A 20,212-nucleotide genomic window follows, 5' to 3' on the forward strand; every position below is an offset into this window, starting at 1 on the left:
GTTTGCTTGCCCTATATAATCTAGCTGAGGCCAATGGCCTCAGCTAATACAAGCTTACTCGTTGGGGTTGTGGTCGAAGGTGCGGCCTTGGCGCGGCGTGGTAAATGGCGCCTGTTGCTCGAAGTATTCCGCTTGGGTATGGCGGCGCTGAGCCTGATGAGGCATCTCATCTTGTGCTGGCGAATACTGGCGAAACTTAGCCAGTTGGCGCTTTAAAAACAAGCGACCAAATACGCTGAGCAACACCAAGCTCACCGCCGCGATTAAGATGATAAAGGGCAGCGCTAGCAAGACCAATGTCATCACCACTAAACCGATAGCAAATGCCAACCACCCTTTGATTCCAGTGAACCTATGTTGCAAAGGTGTTTGCTGAAATTGATGATAAATCATAGTTTCTCCTGAATTTGCTGTGGCTTGATTCTGCCCACTTAGGCGGCAGAGATCACGTTAAATTAGCTTAATCTTAGTGTCAGCCACACATCGGTATGTTGGCTTGCTCGCTAAAAAACTGATGATAAACTAATCAGGCTTAACCGTTGCTGAATTATCCTCATTGGCTTGATTAAACGCCTGCGCCACACTCTTACAGATGGTTTCTCGTATCCATTTGTGTCCCGGCTCCTCATTATTACGCTCATGCCAAAGTAAGACATAGGCTAAAGGAGAAAATGCCACAGGTAGGGGTAATTCCACCAAGGGATAGAGTTTCTGGGCGTGACTGGCAAAGCTCGATGGTAGGGTAAAAATAAGGTCGCTATGGGCACAAACGCTGGCGGCACCATAAAAGTCCGGCACTGTGGTACTTAGGTGGCGACGATGGCCTTTTTTAGCTAAAAAGTAGTCGAGAGCCCACCACTCATTGCCCTCACAGCGCACCTGCACATGCGACATCTCTAGATAGACGGCCAAGCTCCAGGCGTTACTGTTGACCAGTGCGAGAATCGGATGTCCTTGGCGTACAAGGCAAACCTGATGATCTTTAAACAGGGTTTGATAGGCGATACCTTCGGGGAGGCGGTCGATAATCAGATCCGATTGCGGATTAAGGTCGCGGCCAGTAATGCCAAAATCTATCTGCCCTTGTTGCAATGCCGGCAGCGATTTTTCCAGCCAGAGGTAGGAGTCGAGCCGTAAGTTGGGCGCATTATTGAGCAGCGGGCCGATAAAATAGGGGATCAGGGTTTCGTAGGCGCTTTCGACCATGGCGAAGGAAAATTGTCGATTACTGCTAGCGGGCTCAAAATTGGGTGGCTGAGTCAGTTGATAAAGGCCTTGCAACATAGTGGGCAGTTGCTGACCTAGGTGCATCGCATGGGCGGTGGGTTTTAAACCGTGAGCGGTACGAATAAACAGTGGATCGCCTAAGGCATCTCGTAAGCGATTTAAGCTCTTACTCAAGGCCGACTGACTCACATGTAACCGATTAGCGGCGCGGGTAACACTGCGCTCTTCGAGCAAGACTTGCAGCATCACCAATAAGTTAAGATCGATACGGGCCAAATTGTCGAGATTCATAAGATATTCCTTAAAGGAAATTAGCTTTTGAAATTATACCATTTCTATTCATAACATCACTCGCTTAAAATGCTCGGCTTGCATATTTCCGATTAACTTACAGAGATTAAAGAAAGCTCATGCGTCGTAATTTGTTACCTATTTTAATGATGATGGTGGTGCTTAGCCCACTGGCCATCGATATCTACCTGCCTTCTATGCCAACCATGGCGGCAGAATTCGCCGTGTCGGCTAGTCAGGTGCAATCGACCTTAGTGCTGTTTTTATTTGCCATGGGCGTGGGGCAGATCCTCATTGGCCCGTTAGCCGACCGCTACGGTCGTCGCCCTGTGGCGCTGGGCGGTATTTTGCTTTATATCGCCAGCAGCTTAATGGCTGTGGTGGCGATGGAGTTTCATTGGTTGCAACTGGCTCGAGTGCTACAAGGGTTAGCCGCCTGTTCAACCTCTATTGTGGTCTTTAGTGCGATCCGCGATTGCTTCACTCCCAAAGAAGGAGCGCGTTATTACAGCTATATTAATGGTGTTATCTGCGTGATCCCAGCGTTGGCCCCGACCTTAGGCGGCTTGCTGGCCTTACAGTTTGGTTGGCGTTCGACATTTCTATTTATGACCTTGTATGGCTTATTGATGATGGTGCTGATGAGCTATCGCCTGCCAGAAACTCGTCCTGCTAACACGGTCACCACAGGACCACTGTATCGTTGGGCTCGTTATAAGCCGATTTTACGCGAACCCCATTTTCTGTTTTATGCGGTGGCTTGTATGGCGGGGATGGCCTCAATTTTATGTTATGTCTCCTATGCCCCGGTGTGGCTTATCGAGCGTTTAGGCGTATCAGAGTTGACCTTTAGTGGTCTGTTTGCCCTCAATGCCGTGGTCAACATCATTGCCTGTTTTGCTGCCCCAGCGGTGATCAGCCGTTTGGGTAATCGCCCCACCGTTATCCTGGCGCTATTGGCGTTATTAGCTGCTGCGGTATTGGAGTTGGCGATGCAGTTTGTTGGCCCACAAACCGGCTTGCCTGCGGCGTTTGGTTTTATGTTACCCATGATGATGTTGTGTATTGGTTTTGCCCTATTACTGGGCCCAGCTACCAGCATGGCACTCTCGGCGTTTGGTGAACGTGCAGGGACAGCCGCTGCGATGTTAGGTTTTATTCAGATGAGTGGCGCCTCGGTCATCGCTGGACTGGTGCAGCAAACAGACTTAAGCGCGCCATATGCGGTGATTGTGGTGACCGGCGGGTTGTCGATCTTACTGCTAGGCATGATGGCGATGAGTCGGTTCGATAATTGCCATCAAGAGCAGCACGCCCACTAATGTGTCTATGTCCGTGGCGCCAAAAGTAGCCAAGGGCAGATAACGAATAATGATAACCTAACCCTTTTGCCTGCGCTGAGTGACCTAAAGCGCAGGCTTTTTTTATTATAGAACCTGCTAAAGGCGCGTTTTGAGCGTGGGTTTGGTAAACTTAGCGTTTGTGTGATGACTGAAATAGAGCCTGTTGTGAGTCGAGCCCTGTGTGAGCAATGCCAATACCCGCTAAATGCCTGCCTGTGCGCCCATATTAGGCCCATGTCGACTGAGCTCGAGCTGATTGTGCTGCAAGATCCCAGCGAAGTTAAGCATGCTAAAAATAGCGTTAAGTTAATGAAAGCCGTGCTTCAGCCGCTGCGTGTCGAGGTGGGGGAAACACCAAGTGATTTTGCCGCGCTTAAGGCCTATCTCGACAGTGTGGATAAGCCGATATATTTACTCTATCCCTCTGAGCATAGCCAAAGTATGACTCAGCAGAATATCGCACCTGATGCTGTGCTGTTACTGCTCGATGGCACCTGGCGTAAAGCCTATAAGTTATTGCAGCTCAACCCTTGGTTGCAACAGTACCCAGCGCTGCATCTGGAGCTGGATTCGCCCTCCCATTACACTATTCGAAAAGCGAAGCGTGACGACAGCTTATCGACCCTAGAAGCGGCGGCGTTGGCCATTAAAGCGGTAACGCCTCATGTTGATGTGTCGCCCCTTAGCGATGCATTGGCGGCATTAGTTGAGCAACGTCTCAATGCCATGCCTGTGGCTGTCAGGGCGCGTTATGGTCAAAATGACTAATTGACCTAAAAATGTGTGATCTATCGCCGTGGCTACGCTAACAATTTAGCACTGGGTCACGATAACAGGATTGGAACTGATGTTTAATGATGCCATCACTTGTGTGCAAGTGGTGAGATAGTTGTGTCAGTCATTGTCCATGCAGGGAGGCAGTGACTGACACGGCTGTCGGTTTCTTATTGCGCCCTGTATTTATCCCCTTAGAGCAAGCGGCGAGCATGGCTTTATTGCCGGTATTGCCCACCCCTTGCTTTATAAAGTGGCCTGGTTGCCATGACTCGATTTACATTTGCTCTCTTCTCGCATACTCAACGCCTAAAAATAAGCCGCTATCATCACGGGCAAGCAGCAGGTAATATCAGCATGCCATACTGCAAGTCAGTGATTTATCCTTGGCTAAATGGGCGCTTGGTGAACACTGGGATACATAGTATTGATACTCATCGTTTATCACACATAGGATTTGAGGAAAAAATGATGTTTCGTAAACCGCATTGCATCACATCGATATTCATCGGCTGCGCTTTGCTGTGCAGTGGCGCCGTAGTGGCCAAAGATGACCCTAGCCGAAATGAAAAAACCGCAACGACCGAGGCGCTATCGCGACAAACCGAGCAAGATCAATTAGCCAAGGCGCGCCAAGCGGCGAGCGAGACCGAGCAGCGTCAGCAAGAGGTATTGCAGCGCCAAGAAGCAGGCGAATGGCAAGCAGAGCAACGGGCTAAGGCGCAAGCCGACTTTAATCAGCGCGAAACCCGTGAACAAAAATATTTACGTGAAGCGGCCGAAGCGGCGGCAAAAACGCGTAAAATCCCGCAACCTTAGGATGAATTCGCATACCTAGTGTGCAAATGACCCTTAACGTGGATCATTGAAATAGGAAATACCGTGAGTTGTTGTCCTTTATGTAAGAGCCCGTCGTTATCTGCATTTCATCAAGATAAGCAGCGCGCCTATTTTATCTGCTCAGTGTGCCAACTGGTCACTGTGCCCGACGAGTATTTGCTCAGCGCCGCCGACGAGAAAGCGTTTTACGATAATCATCAAAATAATAGTGACGATTTGGGCTATCGCCGTTTTTTAGGCCGTACATGGAGCCCGCTATTGCCGCGGCTGACACCCGCCATGCAAGGGTTAGATTTTGGTTGTGGCCCAGGGCCAACCATCAGTGTGATGGCTGACGATGCTGGCATCACTATGGCCAATTATGATCTGTATTATTTTAACCATCCTGAGCTGTTAGCCCGCCAATATGACTTTATTACCATGACCGAGGTGATTGAGCATGTTGCCGATAGCGCGGCATTGTTGCAGCAATTGGATGCCTTGCTCAAGCCCAATGGGGTGTTGGCTATCATGACTAAACGAGTCTTGGGCGCCGAGGAATTTGCCCGCTGGCACTATAAGAACGATTTGACCCATATCCGTTTTTACAGCATTGCCACCTTTGAGTGGATAGCTAAGCAGTGGCAGTGGCAGCTAGAAGTGATTGATAACGATGTGGTATTTTTTACCAAAAGTGCCCGTTAAGGATTAAGCGGTTACAGCAGGCGCTAATGCTACCTGCTGGCAAAGAACTTTTTACTCGGTTTTATCTCGCCTATTGCTGCGCTATTTGGCTGCCTGTTAGGGCCATTGCGCGGCTTGCGTCCTCATTTTTTAATATCAAAAAAGCAATACGTTACAATTAAGTTATGTAGATTTTACGCTCTGGCACTTGATCTTAATCCTGGTTTCACCGCTTAATAGTCAGCTAAATATCGATATCCTCATATCTTGAGTGTCTCGGTAACATTTAAATGTTTTTAGCTGCGCAACGAGAGGGAACCACTGATGATGCGAACAATTATCGCGCTGGGGGTGTCGATAGCAGTGTTATGTACTGCAACGGCCGCACAGGCGACACAAGTCGACGATATACAAAGCTTTACACTCGATAATGGCATGAAGATCATGGTGTTAGAAGATGCTTCTATCCCCAATGCCAACATGTACCTATTTTGGAAAGTCGGCTCGCGTAATGAAGTCCCCGGCATTACCGGAATTTCTCACTTTTTCGAACATATGATGTTTAACGGCTCAAAAAAATATGGTCCTAAGATGTTTGACAGAACCATGGAAGCCGCGGGGGGAGCCAATAATGCTTACACCACAGAAAACGTCACTGTGTATACCGACTGGTTTCCTGCCAGCGCGCTAGAGACCATTTTTGACCTCGAAGCCGATCGCATTGCGCATCTGGATATCAATGCCGAAATGGTAGAAAGTGAGCGCGGCGTGGTGACCTCTGAGCGCACCACAGGGCTAGAAAACTCTAACTGGCGCACCATACAAGAAGAGCTCAAAGGTGTCGCGTTTAGAGCGCACCCTTACAGTTGGTCGGTGATAGGCCATGAATCGGATATCGCCGCCTGGACCCTAGACGATTTAGTGCAATACCATAAGACCTACTATGCACCTAATAATGCGGTGGTGGTGATTGCGGGCGATGTGAAGCTCAATGAAGTGAAAGCCTTAGCCAATAAGTACTTTGCGCCAATTCCAGCTCAAGCGCCGCCGCGCGAAGTGAAAACCGTGGAGCCGCTGCAAAAAGGCGAGCGCCGCACCTATGTGCACAAGGCCTCGGTCAGTACGCCTAACGTGATGCTGGGCTATCATGTGCCCGCCACGACCCACGCCGATTACTATGCACTGGATCTCTTGTCCTCTATTTTGACCTCAGGCAATAGCTCGCGTCTCTATCAAGGCTTGGTAGAGCAACAAGTGGCGATAGAAGTCGAAACCTATATGCCGATGAGTTTTGACCCTAACTTGTTTTACGTTATGGGGGTGGCAAACCCTGGGATCACCGCCACGGAACTCGAAAAAAGCATGATTAGCGAAATTAACCGCGTTGCACGTGAAGGCGTTAGTCAGCACGAATTAGACAAGGTTAAAAATATCAAATTGATGGACTTCTATCGTTCGATGGAAACCATCAATGGTAAAGCCAACACCCTAGGCACCTATGAGCTTTATTTTGGCAATTATGCTCAGTTATTTAATGCGCCTGAGTCCTATAACAAGGTCACCCCAGATGATATTCAACGTGTAGCGCAAACCTATTTACGTCGTGCCAACCGCACCGTTGCCGTATTGGCGGCCACAGAGGAGAGTGACCAATGAAGCAGTTTATTAGCCAAATGCCCGCCAAGTTGTCGACATTAGCGCTGACCGCGCTGCTGGCGAGCACGCTAGGCTTGTCTGGTTGTACGACGACTCAAACGCCTGTGTCTGACAGTGCCAGTTTTAAGATGCCCGCTTATGAGCGTTATCAACTCGACAATGGCTTAACTGTTTATTTAATGCCGCAGACGGAGGTTCCCTTAATTACCGTTAATGCCGTGGTGCGTGCGGGCGCCGTTAACGATACGACTTCTGGTGTGGCGCTGATGACGGCGCAGTCTTTACTGCTTGGCGCTAATGGTCAGTCAAAAGCCGACATTGAACAGATGGTCGATTTCCTCGGGGCGTCTATTGGGGCCAGCGCTGGCAAAGAGGGCACCTATATTGGCGCCGACTTTATGGCGAAAGATAGCGATAAGATGTTGCCATTGGTGCGAGACTTATTGGTGACGCCTGATTTTTCTGCCGAAGAGTTTGATAAGTTGCGTCAGCGTGAAATGGCCGCGTTAGCGCAAGCGAAAGAGAGCCCACGCAATGTGATTGGTCGCTATTTCGATAAGCTAATATTTGGTCAGCACCCTTATGGTAATCCCACTTCTGGGACGCGCACCTCGCTGGAGCAGCTTACTATCTCTCAGCTCAGAGCATTTCATAAAAGCTATTACCAACCACGCAACGCCGCCATCACCGTAGTGGGAGACTTTTCCCCAGCAGTCATGAAAGCCAAGCTAGCCAGCTTGTTTAGCGATTGGCAAAATGGTGAAGCGATTCAAATGCCCGTTTTAGCCCAAGGACAGCCAGCGTTAGACCAGAGTAACGTCTTGCTGGTGAATAAGGGCGATGCCATTGAAACTACCTTCTTGATCGGTGGCAAAGGGGTCACGCGGGATAATCCTGATTTGGTTGGCTTACAAGTGGTGAATACCATATTGGGCGGTCGCTTTACCTCATGGTTAAATGATGAATTAAGGGTTAACGCCGGCCTAACCTATGGTGCTCGCTCAGGTTTTACCGCTTATTCTCAGGGCGGGGTGTTTAAAATTAGCACCTTTACCAAGAGTGAAACCACCAAAGATGCCATCGATTTGGCCTTAAAGACCTACGCGAGATTGTGGCAGAAAGGGATCGATCAGGCCACCTTAGACTCGGCCAAAGCCTACGTTAAAGGGCAGTTTCCGCCTAAATTTGAGACCAGCGGTCAATTGGCAGCCCTGTTGTCCGACATGTATTTGTACGGTTTCGACGACAGTTATATTAACGAGTTTCAAGCCAAGGTTGATGGCCTGACCATTGCCGAAAGCCAGCGCTTAATCAGTCGCTACTTTCCGCAGGATAAGCTGCAATATGTGTTAATTGGTAATGCCAGCAAGATTGCCGATGTTGCGGCGCAATATGGCGAGGTTAAGCAAGTTGAAATAGATGCCGTTGGATTTACTCAGTAAGTCCACATCCTAGCAGTGCAGACCTTGCTGTTAAATAACCAGCCCCAGTAACCTTAAGTTACAGGGGCTTTTTTATGATTAACGATTAGCGCTGCTTATAGGCGCTCAAGTGTTAAAGCGCGCCTTCGTAGCCAATTTGTCGCCAAGCCTCGTAACTGATGATCGCTACCGCATTAGACAGATTTAAGCTGCGACTGCTGCCTGCCATGGGGATTTTTAGGCGTTGTGTGGTCGGTAAGGATTCGATGATCTCCATCGGTAAACCGCGGGTCTCAGGGCCAAACAACAGCACGTCATCTTTCTCAAAACTCAGTTCGCTGTGTGGACGGCTGCCTTTTGTGGTGCACGCCATTATGCGCTTACCTGCCATCGCCTCGAGAAAACTGGCAAAGTCTTTGTGGCGAGTCACCCGGGTTAAGTCGCTGTAGTCTAAACCCGCGCGGCGCAGTTTTTTCTCTTCTAAATCAAATCCAAGTGGCTCAATTAAGTGCAGTTGGCAGCCATTATTAGCACATAAGCGAATGATGTTGCCTGTGTTAGGGGCGATTTCGGGTTCATAAAGGGCGATATGGAACATGCTGGCCTACCTTTGGATTGATGAGCGGCGATTATACGGTAAAAGTCGATGGTGGAAAACGTCACTGTGAGTGGGATCGTGAATCTCATCATCGCCATCAACATGGTCGGCATTTAGGTTTATATTACCTAGGACTGTCATTAATTGATGAGATAGATATGGAGCTGGCTAAACTTTCACGTATTAGCATGAAACACTTAATCACGTTGCACGTGATGCTGGACACCTTGAGTGTGACTGACAGCGCTCGTCGGCTGTGCCTTAGCCCATCAACGGTGAGTAAGACCTTAAGCCAACTGCGCAATAGCTTAGATGATGAGTTGTTTTACCGTAATGGTAATAAGTTGGTTGCCACGCCTGTTGCCCGTCGACTTGGGCCGAGTGTGCATCAAATCATTAATGATATGAACCAGATGGTCAGCCAAGAGGCGTTTAATCCTGCCCTGTATGAGGGCTGCTTTTCGTTAGCCATGCGTGAAAGCACCTTTGAACTGCTCGCCGCGAAGTTAACCGCCACTGTGCTGAAGATGGCGCCCAACATTCGCTTAACCATCTGCGCCAAGGAGGGAATAGGCTTCGACGGTTTAGTGCAGGGAACACTGGATTTCATCATTTTGCCCCATGATCGCAGCCAGCCGCCTATCACCCAGCAAGACTTGGTGTGGGAAACCTTAATTGATGATCAGATGGTATGTTTAATGAGTCCGGCGCATCCATTGGCTCATCAAGAGACCATTACCATGGCCGATTACTTAGATTTTAGTCATGTGGGAATAAGCGATGCCGACTTAAACATTCCCTTCTTTGAGATGCAGTTAGCTCAGCAGTCACGCAAGCGGGCGACCCCTGTGGTGGTGCCCGACTTTGGCAGTGCGGCGTTAATGTGTCATCACAGTGAACTGCTGTTTACCTGCTCGCGTCATTGGGCCAATACCGCTTTGCAGGCCAAAGGGTTAGTCACTAAAGCGCTACCATTCGATTATGGCAAGGTCGCCTATAGTCTGGTTTGGCAGCGTCAGAGCATGAATGATCCCGCGCTGCGTTGGCTCTATCAACAGATAGTTGAATGCAGTCGAGTGGCGTTTGAATGAAGGAGGGCGTTGGGGTTTGAGGTTTTGGTGTTGGGCTTAATGGTTTTTTATTTGCCACTAAAGCAGATAATTCCAAAAATTCAGCCTAGTTCTTATGACTGATTTCATCAAGGAGCGTAATCTGTATGGTTGATTTATTTTGTAAAAAAAAACGATTATGTAACGATGTCGAATCATAAATGCAACAAGCAAAGGACTGTAAATGAACAAAAAATATATCGCTGCGCTGCTCACTCTGCTAGTCAGTTCGTCAGTGTTTGCGAATACTCAGTGTAAGACTGTCTTTAAAGTAACCTATGATGATGCGTTAACCTTGCAAACAGACAGCATTCTACAGGTTGACCCTGATTTTGATGTAAACCAAGCACTCACTCTAGAGTTAACTTCTACTAATTGCGCAATACGCACCAAGAACATTAATGAAGTACCGGACGTTTTCCTAGAGGGCGATAGTCGTACTATCATTCAAAAGCGTGAAAATGTGTTAACGACGTATGTTCAGATATATAAGGGCGCTAGGTGGGTAATCACTAGTTATAGTCAAGCGCTTATCGATCTTAATAAAGATGAACAAGAGCCGGTGTAGTACATTTCATTTTAATAATTTATCGACTAAATATAGATTTTGTACAAAAGGAACTCTCGGGTTCCTTTTTTTAATCTGGCTGACCTCGCTAGGGTTATGATTATATCTATAGTTATCTATTGTTTTTAAGCGTTATAGTTCAACAGTGATCAGCCAGATAGCTTAATTGGTTCGCATGCTCATCAGGGGGGAGTTCGTGATGGAAAACAGTGTCAGATTGCGGGATTTTATTCAGTCATTTACCCATTTAATCGAACACGTCGGCAGCGATGAGGTGCGTATTTTGGCTGATGGAAAAAACCTACTGTCAGCACTTATCCGTCATGATGATTGGTTGCCCGAAGCGTTTGCCCAGCCGAGCATGGACAGGTATCAACAGTATTTGCTCTATTGCGATCCGCTGGAGCGTTTTTCTGTGGTGAGTTTTGTATGGGCGCCGGGACAAACGACCCCAGTGCATGATCATACCGTATGGGGCATGGTTGGCGTTATGCGCGGCGCCGAGCTCTGTGAGGAGTTTGAACTAGACCCTGCAACCGCTCGCTTGCGTGCAATCGGTTCACATCATTTGCCCACGGGCGGCGTTGATCTCGTATCACCGCGCATTGGCGATATCCACAAAGTTTCAAATGCCCTTAAGGATAGTGTGTCGATCAGCATTCACGTCTACGGCGGCAACATCGGTGCGGTAAAACGCCATGTGTATGACCTCCATTCTGGGCAGAAAAAGCCATTTATTTCTGGGTATACCAGCAAGGTCATCCCTAATATATGGGATCATGAAGCCGAGTAGACTTCGGCGGTGCCTTTTTTGGGCAAGAGTGTTTTAAGGTCGCACCTTCATGGTTGTTACTTGCCTGCGGCGGTGATGCATATGGATATACGAATGTCGTGATCACAGGGATGTGACGGAACGACCTTATGTGCAGGTACGGCTTCGGGGCGCTGTGCGCCGTCCTGGCCGCTTAACGAAAACGTCCCTGTTTTCGATGCCCTCAGCCGTATCTACACTGGGTCATTCAGTCTCTTCGATTTAACTTTATTTGGTGTGAATTCAGAGTTAAAAGCTAAGAAACTTTTGCCCCAAAGTGTGCTGGTCTTGGAATGAAGAACGATGACATTTGTTTGAGTAGCGGCTGGCTGTATTTTCATTTATTGAAAGTGTTTGAAGGTCGAACCTTCAATGTGAGTTAATTGCTTGCAGCAGGCTAATGTGCAGATACTGCTTCGGGGCGCTTTTCGCCGTCCTTGGCCGCTTAACGAAAACATCCCTGTTTTCGATACCCTCAGCCGTATCTACACCGGTTATTCTGTCTCTTCGATTTAGCTTCACTTGGTGTGAGCCGCTAGTCCAAAAGCTAACAAACGTTCGCCATGTTCGATGCACGCTAAAAACAGAGCGAAAAACGTGTTTTTTATGCTCGATAAACAGCCTGCAATTTTATAATTAGTTGAATTGTTGTGATTTAATAATTTGTTGTAGAGACCTCTACATCAACTCGTTCTGTTTTGCGGGGAACTTATTCAACTTTTATGGATGCGATGTTCACTTTATCGCTTTATTTCAATGTATTAGCGTGTCATAGTTGCTGCAGGTTAAATTTTGGACAGCAGTTTGTTGAGCTGCTATTCAATAAGCTGTTATGTGTTTAAGAGGTTTTATGATTGATAGTCGATTGAAAAGGTATTGGTTAGCTGAGCTGAAACAATCAGCGACATCTCTTGAAAAACTTTATCGAAGTAATAACTGGAATGACGAGCTTGAATTTTCGGTTGAAAAATCCATTTTCCTCGGCTTCTACGCTATCCGTAAATTGAAAGAAAGCGGTTTACTTCCAAATAACGTCATAAGTCTTAACTGGAAAATTACGACGTATCCTAAAGCAGATAAGCCTAAACAAAATAAGTTCATAAATGACTACCAGCTTTTTTCTGGCGGTTCAAAGCAACTTAGTTTGGAGGTTTTATGTAATCAATTTGTACATAGTAATCATTTCTCACCCTTTCTTCCTGATGGTCATGTTTGTGTAGGGTTCTTCTTTGCTTCAGACAGAGAAAGTAAAAAAGAGTTGTATTATCTGCAGCTTGTAAGCGTGATTAATGTTTTTCTTAGCGTGGTTAATGAGAAGAGAATGACGTTAGAATTAGTACATAATGAAAGTGAATTCTCTGTCAAACTACCCAACACATAACAAGCACTTTAAACGGAACAAAAACAGTTGGTTAGGTTCCGCTTTGCTTCACATTTTAACCCACTATTTTTGTCCGCTTAAGTGGGCGTTAACCCATAAAAAAATTAATCTGAAACATACCAATTAGAACATTAGTCCTAACAAGCTTTGTTCAAAAATAAGTTAGCTTTTGATTGTCCGAGTGACACTAGTAAGGTCAAATCGAAGAGATTAAGAACTCGGGTGTAGGTGCGGCTGTGACCTTCCGTGACATGGATTGTACTTGAACAACGTCCATGTCTAAAAGCCAGTTCGGCATCCATGCCTCTCGTTCGTTAGCGCGAAGCTGGGCTTCACTCACCGTGTCACAGAAGCACCTGCACTAAAGGCCTGCGGCAAGCAATTCAAAATGATGAAGGTTAACGCTACCATCAATCAATAAAAACCAACTCGACTAAATGCTACAAGCCAAAAAAAGCCAACACCTTGATTCGAAGGCCAAGATACTTTGTCCAAAAATAATTTAGCTTTTAACAGTTCTGTGGATATCAATTACGGCTAAATCGAAGAGATTAAGAACTCAGTGTAGGTATGGCGGTGGGGGTTGGTGGCATGGATGCCACCGTCGAGCTTATAGGGATATACTTGCAGCGCCCCACCGAAATACCTGCACGAAAGGCATGCTGCAGGCAATTGGTTGCCATGAAGGTTAACGCTACCATCAATAAATAAAAACTAACTCTACTAAATGCTACAAGCCAAAAAAAGCCAACACCTTGATTCGAAGGCCAAGATACTTTTGTCCAAAAATAATTTAGCTTTTAACGGTTCTGTGGATACCAATTACGGCTAAATCGAAGAGATAGATAAGTCGGTGTAGGTATGGCGCTGGGGGTTGGTGGCATGGATGCCACCGTCGAGCGTATAGGGATATACTTGCAGCGCCCCACCGAAATACCTGCACGAAAGGCATGCTGCAGGCAATTGATAAACCATAAAGTCATGGTTTCAAATACCCTTTTAAATACCAAAGTCAGCTTGACGCTCAAAAACTAAAGATGGGCGATTGGCGCTATAAGCTCAATCACCTTACAAATACACACTGGGCAAAACCAAATGCTTCACGCCTCGCTGCGACAGCTGTGTGGCTAGCTGCTGGATATCGGCTTCATGGCAGTTTGGCCAGTTCTTCGCTGCACCCGTAACGCCGTGATGATGAAAGGCGTTGAGTTTGATGCGCACCGACTCGGGTAGCTTGTTAAGGTAGTGGGACAAGGCCGCTATCTCGTGGTCGAAATCACTGATGCCGGGAATATGCAGTAGGCGCACTTCGTACAACTTGTTATGTTGGGCTAATAGGGTCAGTGACTGGAAAACCCTGTGGTTATCGCGTCCGGTGATGTAGTTGTGGGTCTCTTGCTGCCACGCTTTTAAATCGACCATAGCGCCGTCGAGATAGGGCAATAGTTTGTGCCAACCTGTGTGGCTTAGGCTGCCGTTGGTGTCGAGCATACAGCTGAGGTGGCTAAGTTGCGGGCTGGCTTTTATCGCCTTAAATAACGCGATAACAAATGGCAGCTGTAAGCTGGCTTCGCCGCCGCTAATCGTGATGCCGTTGATAAAGGGGAGGTTAATGCGGATCTGCGCCAGTAACTGATCGACACTGTATTGCTGGGTTTTCGGGTTAGATTGTTTACTGCAGGCTGACAAACACGCATCACACTGGTTGCAGCGTTCGCTATCCCACACAATACGTGGTTTCACGCCGCTGCTATCTAAGGCGAGCGCCGCCTGTGGGCAGGCGGGAATACAGTCGCCGCAATGATCGCAGGGCGTGATGGTGTGGGGGTTATGACAGTTCTTACAGCTGTAATTACACCCCTGCAAAAAGATCACCAGCCGACTGCCCGGCCCGTCGACGCAGGAGAAGGGCAAGATCTGGCTGACATTGGCCAATGGACTTGCCGATGATCGATCCACATTAGCTCTACTTGCAGCTACTTTATTCACCGCTCTTTACTCACTGTAGCTGGGCGTGAGTTCAAGGGCAGCCACTCTCGGCTGACGCTTGAGTATGCCGGTATTCTGCGCTGCTTCGGCGCCTAGCCCTGTGGTATTGGTGCGTGAGCCTTGCTGTTTAAAGGCGGTGATATCCGAGAGTTTTATCATGTAGCCGGTAACGCGAATTAAGTCGTTAGAGGCAACATTGGCGCTAAACTCACGAAAGCCTAAGTTGAATGCGCCCTTGCAGAGTTGCAGCATGGCCTCGGGGTTTTGCTTCACGGTAGCATCTATGGTGAGAATATCGCTGATCCCTGAGGTGTAGTATTGATGGTGCGGCGCTAACGCTTGAATATGTGCCACGGGATTGGGCTCGGTGCCATAGGGAATACGCACGCCAGGGGTGACATCCACATCGAGGCTGATACCGCTTTGCGAATGCAGTAGGGCGCGGTCATTATAACCGTAAGTCACAGGCGTCGATTTAACGATGCTATCTAAGGCTTTCGATATCCGGTAGCCCAGTTGATTGGCGCTATCGTGATGGCCGTAATGTTTACTGGGTTTGGCGCTCATCTGCGCAGATATGGACGCATTGCCAAGCAGAATATCCACCGCCTCGGCCATGCCGTAAATACCAAACATGGGGGCGAAACGTGACGGCTCAATAAGCCCCTCTTTTACCAAGAAGCTGTCGAAAAAATGCGACTCTTGATGGAGGAATGTAGCCCGTGCTTCGATGAGCTCATAGGCGAGGGCACAGTAGGTTGGCAGAGTATGTTCAAAGAAGGCGTCGATGCTACTTGCCTGACTGGCCACCTGTTTTAGATTAATCCGGACCAAGGTATTAGCGCCGCCGGCGAGTGGCAGCGCGTTATAACAGCTGACAATGCCGAATCCTTTAGCGTCAAAGGCGCTGGCGTGCAGTGGGTAATTGGCGATATGTGGCTTATTACATTCACAAATATTGCTAGCTGCCATCAACAGCAGGTCATCGGGCGTGGTGGCCGGGTCGTACATAAAGGTCAAGTTAGGCACCACCTGTTTAAGCTCGGCATCGATTTTAAGCAGGGTGCGGCAAACGATATTATCGCTTGGGCCGATATTAACGTGCACAAAGGCGTCGGGCAGGGTGCGATCGAGCATGATCCACACGTTTTTCAGCTTGCGATATAAGGTTTGTTCATCAACGCCGTCAACGTAGGGCATGAGTAGTTCATCTAGCTGACCCAGATACACAGGCATATTAGTGACCGATGGCACATGATGATAGAGGATGATCAGCGCGTTGAGCGCTTCATCTAAATCTGTCGCGGCGGCGAGTTCTAAGTAGGCGGAGCCTTGGCGCAGAAATTTAGCATAATCGGGCAGCACATAGCGTGGTTTAAAGGGCGCGTGGCCCTCAAACATGTCGCAAATAATCCCCGCTTGCATGGCCGCGGTTACGGCATCAGACACAGCGACATAGGGCAAACTCGCTTCAGCCTCTAAGGCCAGATAGTTCGACTTTTGCTTGGGAGAGAGATGAGGGTCGCTAACTATGCTTGCCAGTGTATTGAGTCGGGTCATGATAGGTATCCACAAAAAGAATATGGATATAATTTACGTGGTTCGCGTTTGGGCTAACAGTGAAAAACCGCTAATAGAGCGTTTCCAATCTGGAAATCCGCGGGGTGATATCTTAGTTTTTATTGAAGGTGAGATCTCGATTGGCGCTGTGAGTTTGTAGGTAGGGCTTGATAACAACCAGGCCAAATCCTCCTAGACGGAAGGATTTGGCCATGGCTGAGTGAGATTAGAAGAAACCTAATGGGCTGGTCGAGTAGCTAACCAACATGTTTTTGGTGTTTTGATAGTGGGCTAACATCATCTTATGGTTTTCACGACCGATCCCCGACTGCTTGTACCCCCCAAAGGCTGCATGGGCTGGGTAGGCGTGGTAGCAGTTTATCCATACACGGCCAGCCTGTATGCCACGGCCCATACGTTGGGCGCGATTCATATCGCGGGTCCATACGCCGGCGCCTAAGCCAAACTGCGTATCATTGGCGATAGCCAGCGCCTCAGCCTCATCTTTAAAGGTGGTCATTGAAATAACCGGGCCAAAGATCTCCTCTTGGAACACGCGCATATTATTGGTGCCTTTGAGAATGGTTGGATTAACATAAAAACCATTGCTCTGCTCACCGCCGAGCTGGCAAAGTTCACCGCCAATGATCACTTCGGCGCCTTCGTTGCGGCCGATGTCGATGTAGCTCAGAATTTTATCGAACTGCTCTTTAGAGGCTTGTGCGCCCACTTGGGTGTCGGTGTCGAGTGGATTGCCCTGCTTGATGGTTTTAGCTCGGGCGATAACCCGCTCGATAAACTTATCGTAAATCGATTCGGCCACTAATACCCGCGATGGACAGGTGCAGACTTCGCCTTGGTTAAAGAAGGCCAGTAACATACCTTCGATCGCCTTATCTAGGTATTCATCTTCATGATCCATCACATCGGCAAAGAAGATGTTAGGGGATTTACCGCCCAGTTCAACAGTCGATGGGATTAAGGATTCGGCGGCGCATTTTAAGATGTGGTGGCCTATTTGGGTCGAACCGGTAAAGGCCAATTTTGCAATGCGTGAGCTAGTAGCGAGTGCTTGGCCCGCTTCTTTACCAAAACCGTTAACCACGTTAAGTACACCTGCGGGAAGCAGATCTTCAATCAGCTCAAGCATTACTAAGATAGAGGCCGGTGTCTGCTCTGCAGGCTTAAGGACGATGCAGTTACCGGCGGCGAGTGCGGGGGCGATTTTCCATGCGGCCATCAGTAGGGGGAAGTTCCAAGGAATAATTTGTCCGACCACACCTAATGGCTCAGGAAAGTGGTAGGCCACCATGTTGTTATCAATGTCGGCCGCGCTGCCTTCTTGGGCGCGAATACAGCCAGCAAAGTAGCGAAAGTGATCAACAAACAGCGGCAGATCGGCGTTTAGGGTTTCGCGCACCGCCTTACCGTTTTCCCAGGTTTCGGCTACCGCAAGGTATTCGATATTTTGCTCGACGCGATCGGCGATGCGCAGTAATACGTTTGAGCGTTCGGTCGCCGAGGTCTTACCCCAGGCGTCTTTGGCGGCATGGGCAGCTTCGAGCGCTAATTCAATATCTCTCGCATCTGAACGTGGCACTTGGCAAAACGCTTGGCCATCAACTGGCGAGCTGTTAGTAAAATATTCACCGCTTACAGGTGCGACCCATTTACCACCGATAAAGTTATCGTACTGACTTTTGAAGGTGACGAGTGAGTCGGCGCTACCCGGTTTTGTATAAATCATGCTGCTTCCTTGTATTGATTTGAGTATTGATTCGAGTCTTATTTCGTGCCGCCATCTTGTGCGCGGTTGGTATAGTGAGCGACTGACTTATCGCTCGATAAAATAGGGTTAAGCAGGTACTTGCCTGTCGCTTGTGTGTCACTGACCTGCTGATGTGCCCTACTGCATTTGGTCTATTACATAGAGCACGTTACAAGGTGCGCGCCAAACTGGCAGGAGTTGTGTTGATTGTTTGGTAACAGTATGATGAAAAGCTAATTTTTGATGTCTGAATGTGCGTGTTCCAGTAAGAGGTAGCACTGGAAGGGTCGTCGCACTGTGACATAAGTGCACAGCCGCTGTGCCAAAATGGAACACTGTTATGACGATTGCTCCACAGACAGAGGCTTGGTTATCTGACTCTTGGTCACGCAGCCAAGGTGCAGGATTATCAGAAACCCAGCTGCCACAAGCCGTGCGTTTAGAAAGCGACGCGCTCGCCGAACGCCACGAGCTATATCGCAAATTAATCGCCCTGATTGAACAACACGCTTTACCCTTGTTTCATCAGCTCATGGCGCATACTCAGAGCCGCCTTATTTTGTCTGACAACGAAGGTTATGTGCTGCGCCATTGGGGGGTAGCACAATACTCTAATAAGTTGGCCAATGTGGCGCTGGATATCGGGGTCAATTGGCATGAGCAGTACCGAGGCACTAACGCCATTGGTACGGCGCTAACCTCAAAGCAAGCGGTATCTGTGATTGGCGATCAGCACTTTATTCGTCAGCATCGCTTTATGAGTTGCACCGCTACGCCCATTTTTTCGCCCACGGGGGAGATGCTCGGCGCTATCGACATCACCAGCGAACAACAACGCCATAGCCAGCAGACCCTGTTGTTGATCGCCAGCTTAGCGCAACAGATTGAAACGGCGCTATTATGCCATCTGCCCGGTAGCCACTATCGTATTGACTTAGCTGAGCAAGCTTCGCTTATTACCTCGGGATGGCAAGGTATAGTGGTCGCTAATGCCGAGGGTAAAATATTGGGCTGTAACCCGATGGCCCACAAACTGCTGCAGAGCGCCAAGGTGGGTGACGATATTCATCAATATTTGGGGCAGCAATGGCATCGCCCCGAACAGTTATTACAGCATCAAAGTTTACACCTTAAGACCCAAGAGTTAGTGCCCAGTAGCCGCTCTCATCTGGTGAGTCAGCAGATAGGCGTGCGTTTTCGTGACCCGCAATTGGAGCGCGCTTGGCAGCAGGCCAACAAGGTGGTTAAACGTAATATTCCGTTATTGGTGTGCGGTGAAACTGGGGTCGGTAAAGAGCAGTTTATTAAAAAGTTGCATCATCAGAGCAGCCGTAGCCAGCACCCATTAGTGGCGGTCAATTGCGCCGCCTTACCGAGTGAGCTGGTGGAATCAGAGCTGTTTGGTTATCAGGGGGGCGCATTTACCGGTGCCAGTCGCAGTGGTTATTTGGGCAAGATCCGTCAAGCCGATGGCGGCTTTTTGTTCCTCGATGAAGTGGGCGAAATGCCCCTTGCGGCGCAAGCGCGCTTGTTGCGGGTATTGCAAGAGCGCGAGGTGGTGCCTGTTGGCAGCAATCACACCTTCAAAGTCGATATTCAAGTGATTGCCGCTACCCATATGGATTTAGCGTCTCTGGTCGAGAAAGGCTTGTTTAGACAAGATTTATATTATCGACTCAATGGCCTGCAAGTGGAGCTGCCGCCGCTGCGCGATCGCCTAGATAAGGCGCGGATCATCGATAAATTACACAAGCGTTATCGGGTGGCGCCGCAAGCATTATGCGCTGAACTGTTAGCGCGGCTGTTATGTTACGCCTGGCCGGGTAATTTACGTCAGTTAGATAATGTGATGCAGGTGGCGTGTTTGTTGGCCGAGGGCGACGAGGTATTAGCGTGGCATCATCTGCCTGATCATATGCAGCAACAGCTGCGTGTGGCCGATCATCTATTGCCGATAGAGTCAGTGCTTGAAGAGAGCCAGTCAAAAGCGGGTCAATCCCTCAATGCCACCATTAATGCCAATGTCGCCGCCTTGTATCATGAGTGTCAAGGCAATGTGAGTTTGTGCGCCAAACGTTTGGGGATCAGCCGTAATGCGCTGTACCGTAAATTAAAGGCCTTAGGGCTGAAGTAAGCTTGGTTACATGGTCTGATTTGAGCGAAATATGTGACTGACCGCGCTAAGCTAAATATGATGTAAATGCGCCAGCTCA

At 48.5% G+C, this 20,212-nt stretch carries 17 protein-coding genes; 11 read left to right on the forward strand and 6 right to left on the reverse strand.

The genetic code is table 11. The features are described from left to right. Positions 1-54 precede the first annotated feature (54 nt). Positions 55-393: a hypothetical protein gene (locus tag AC5YB1_RS02865; protein WP_494520641.1), complete on the reverse strand. Its 339-nt coding sequence runs from the start codon at positions 391-393 to the stop codon at positions 55-57. Positions 394-522: 129 nt separating this feature from the next. Further along, the gene (locus AC5YB1_RS02870) at positions 523-1,518 is read right to left on the reverse strand and encodes a LysR substrate-binding domain-containing protein (protein WP_475515605.1); all 996 of its coding nucleotides are present in this window, start codon (positions 1,516-1,518) and stop codon (positions 523-525) included. A 119-nt stretch (positions 1,519-1,637) separates the two neighbouring features. On the opposite strand from AC5YB1_RS02870, the gene AC5YB1_RS02875 reads away from it, so the two are divergent. The 6 genes from AC5YB1_RS02875 to AC5YB1_RS02900 all read left to right on the forward strand — a co-directional run bounded on the left by AC5YB1_RS02875 (position 1,638) and on the right by AC5YB1_RS02900 (position 8,236). Then, entirely contained in the window at positions 1,638-2,840 is a 1,203-nt protein-coding gene (locus AC5YB1_RS02875) for a multidrug effflux MFS transporter (RefSeq protein ID WP_494520642.1), read from the forward strand. 186 nt (positions 2,841-3,026) lie between these two features. Further along, a complete protein-coding gene (locus tag AC5YB1_RS02880) occupies positions 3,027-3,629 on the forward strand; it encodes a tRNA-uridine aminocarboxypropyltransferase (protein WP_494520643.1) in 603 nt (200 codons plus the stop codon). A 474-nt stretch (positions 3,630-4,103) separates the two neighbouring features. Continuing rightward, the gene (locus tag AC5YB1_RS02885; RefSeq protein WP_494520644.1) at positions 4,104-4,454 is read left to right on the forward strand and encodes a hypothetical protein; all 351 of its coding nucleotides are present in this window, start codon (positions 4,104-4,106) and stop codon (positions 4,452-4,454) included. A 63-nt stretch (positions 4,455-4,517) separates the two neighbouring features. Beyond that, positions 4,518-5,159 carry a class I SAM-dependent methyltransferase gene (locus AC5YB1_RS02890; RefSeq protein ID WP_494520645.1) on the forward strand — a complete coding sequence of 214 codons (642 nt, stop codon included), beginning with the start codon at positions 4,518-4,520 and terminating at the stop codon, positions 5,157-5,159. A 303-nt stretch (positions 5,160-5,462) separates the two neighbouring features. After that, entirely contained in the window at positions 5,463-6,794 is a 1,332-nt protein-coding gene (locus AC5YB1_RS02895; protein ID WP_494520646.1) for a M16 family metallopeptidase, read from the forward strand. Then, entirely contained in the window at positions 6,791-8,236 is a 1,446-nt protein-coding gene (locus AC5YB1_RS02900; RefSeq protein WP_494520647.1) for a M16 family metallopeptidase, read from the forward strand. The genes AC5YB1_RS02895 and AC5YB1_RS02900 overlap by 4 nt, the downstream gene beginning before the upstream one ends. A gap of 112 nt (positions 8,237-8,348) precedes the next feature. Here AC5YB1_RS02900 and trmL read toward each other — a convergent pair whose 3' ends face one another. Beyond that, positions 8,349-8,813, reverse strand: coding sequence for a tRNA (uridine(34)/cytosine(34)/5-carboxymethylaminomethyluridine(34)-2'-O)-methyltransferase TrmL (trmL, locus tag AC5YB1_RS02905; RefSeq protein ID WP_110458271.1), 465 nt, complete (start codon positions 8,811-8,813; stop codon positions 8,349-8,351). A 158-nt stretch (positions 8,814-8,971) separates the two neighbouring features. On the opposite strand from trmL, the gene AC5YB1_RS02910 reads away from it, so the two are divergent. The 4 genes from AC5YB1_RS02910 to AC5YB1_RS02925 all read left to right on the forward strand — a co-directional run bounded on the left by AC5YB1_RS02910 (position 8,972) and on the right by AC5YB1_RS02925 (position 12,682). Further along, positions 8,972-9,904 (forward strand): LysR family transcriptional regulator, encoded by a 933-nt coding sequence (locus AC5YB1_RS02910; RefSeq protein WP_475517057.1) that lies wholly within the window; start codon positions 8,972-8,974, stop codon positions 9,902-9,904. 202 nt (positions 9,905-10,106) lie between these two features. Next, complete coding sequence (locus tag AC5YB1_RS02915) at positions 10,107-10,490, forward strand: hypothetical protein (RefSeq protein WP_494520648.1); 384 nt, start codon at positions 10,107-10,109, stop codon at positions 10,488-10,490. 199 nt (positions 10,491-10,689) lie between these two features. After that, a complete protein-coding gene (locus tag AC5YB1_RS02920; RefSeq protein ID WP_494520649.1) occupies positions 10,690-11,283 on the forward strand; it encodes a cysteine dioxygenase family protein in 594 nt (197 codons plus the stop codon). 868 nt (positions 11,284-12,151) lie between these two features. Further along, positions 12,152-12,682, forward strand: coding sequence for a hypothetical protein (locus tag AC5YB1_RS02925; RefSeq protein WP_494520650.1), 531 nt, complete (start codon positions 12,152-12,154; stop codon positions 12,680-12,682). A 1,068-nt stretch (positions 12,683-13,750) separates the two neighbouring features. On the opposite strand, the gene AC5YB1_RS02930 is transcribed toward AC5YB1_RS02925, so the two are convergent. The 3 genes from AC5YB1_RS02930 to exaC form a co-directional block, all read right to left on the reverse strand. After that, on the reverse strand, positions 13,751-14,641 hold the full coding sequence (locus AC5YB1_RS02930; protein ID WP_494520651.1) for a YjjW family glycine radical enzyme activase: 891 nt from the start codon (positions 14,639-14,641) through the stop codon (positions 13,751-13,753). 36 nt (positions 14,642-14,677) lie between these two features. Beyond that, the gene (locus tag AC5YB1_RS02935) at positions 14,678-16,231 is read right to left on the reverse strand and encodes a YjjI family glycine radical enzyme (protein WP_494520652.1); all 1,554 of its coding nucleotides are present in this window, start codon (positions 16,229-16,231) and stop codon (positions 14,678-14,680) included. 226 nt (positions 16,232-16,457) lie between these two features. After that, positions 16,458-17,978, reverse strand: a complete 1,521-nt coding sequence (exaC, locus tag AC5YB1_RS02940; protein ID WP_494520653.1) for an acetaldehyde dehydrogenase ExaC — start codon at positions 17,976-17,978, stop codon at positions 16,458-16,460. A 361-nt stretch (positions 17,979-18,339) separates the two neighbouring features. Between exaC and AC5YB1_RS02945 the strand changes: the two genes are divergently transcribed. Further along, a complete protein-coding gene (locus AC5YB1_RS02945; protein WP_494520654.1) occupies positions 18,340-20,133 on the forward strand; it encodes a sigma-54-dependent Fis family transcriptional regulator in 1,794 nt (597 codons plus the stop codon). Positions 20,134-20,212: the final 79 nt, after the last annotated feature.

The sequence above is a fragment of the Shewanella sp. 433 genome, from assembly GCF_059338565.1.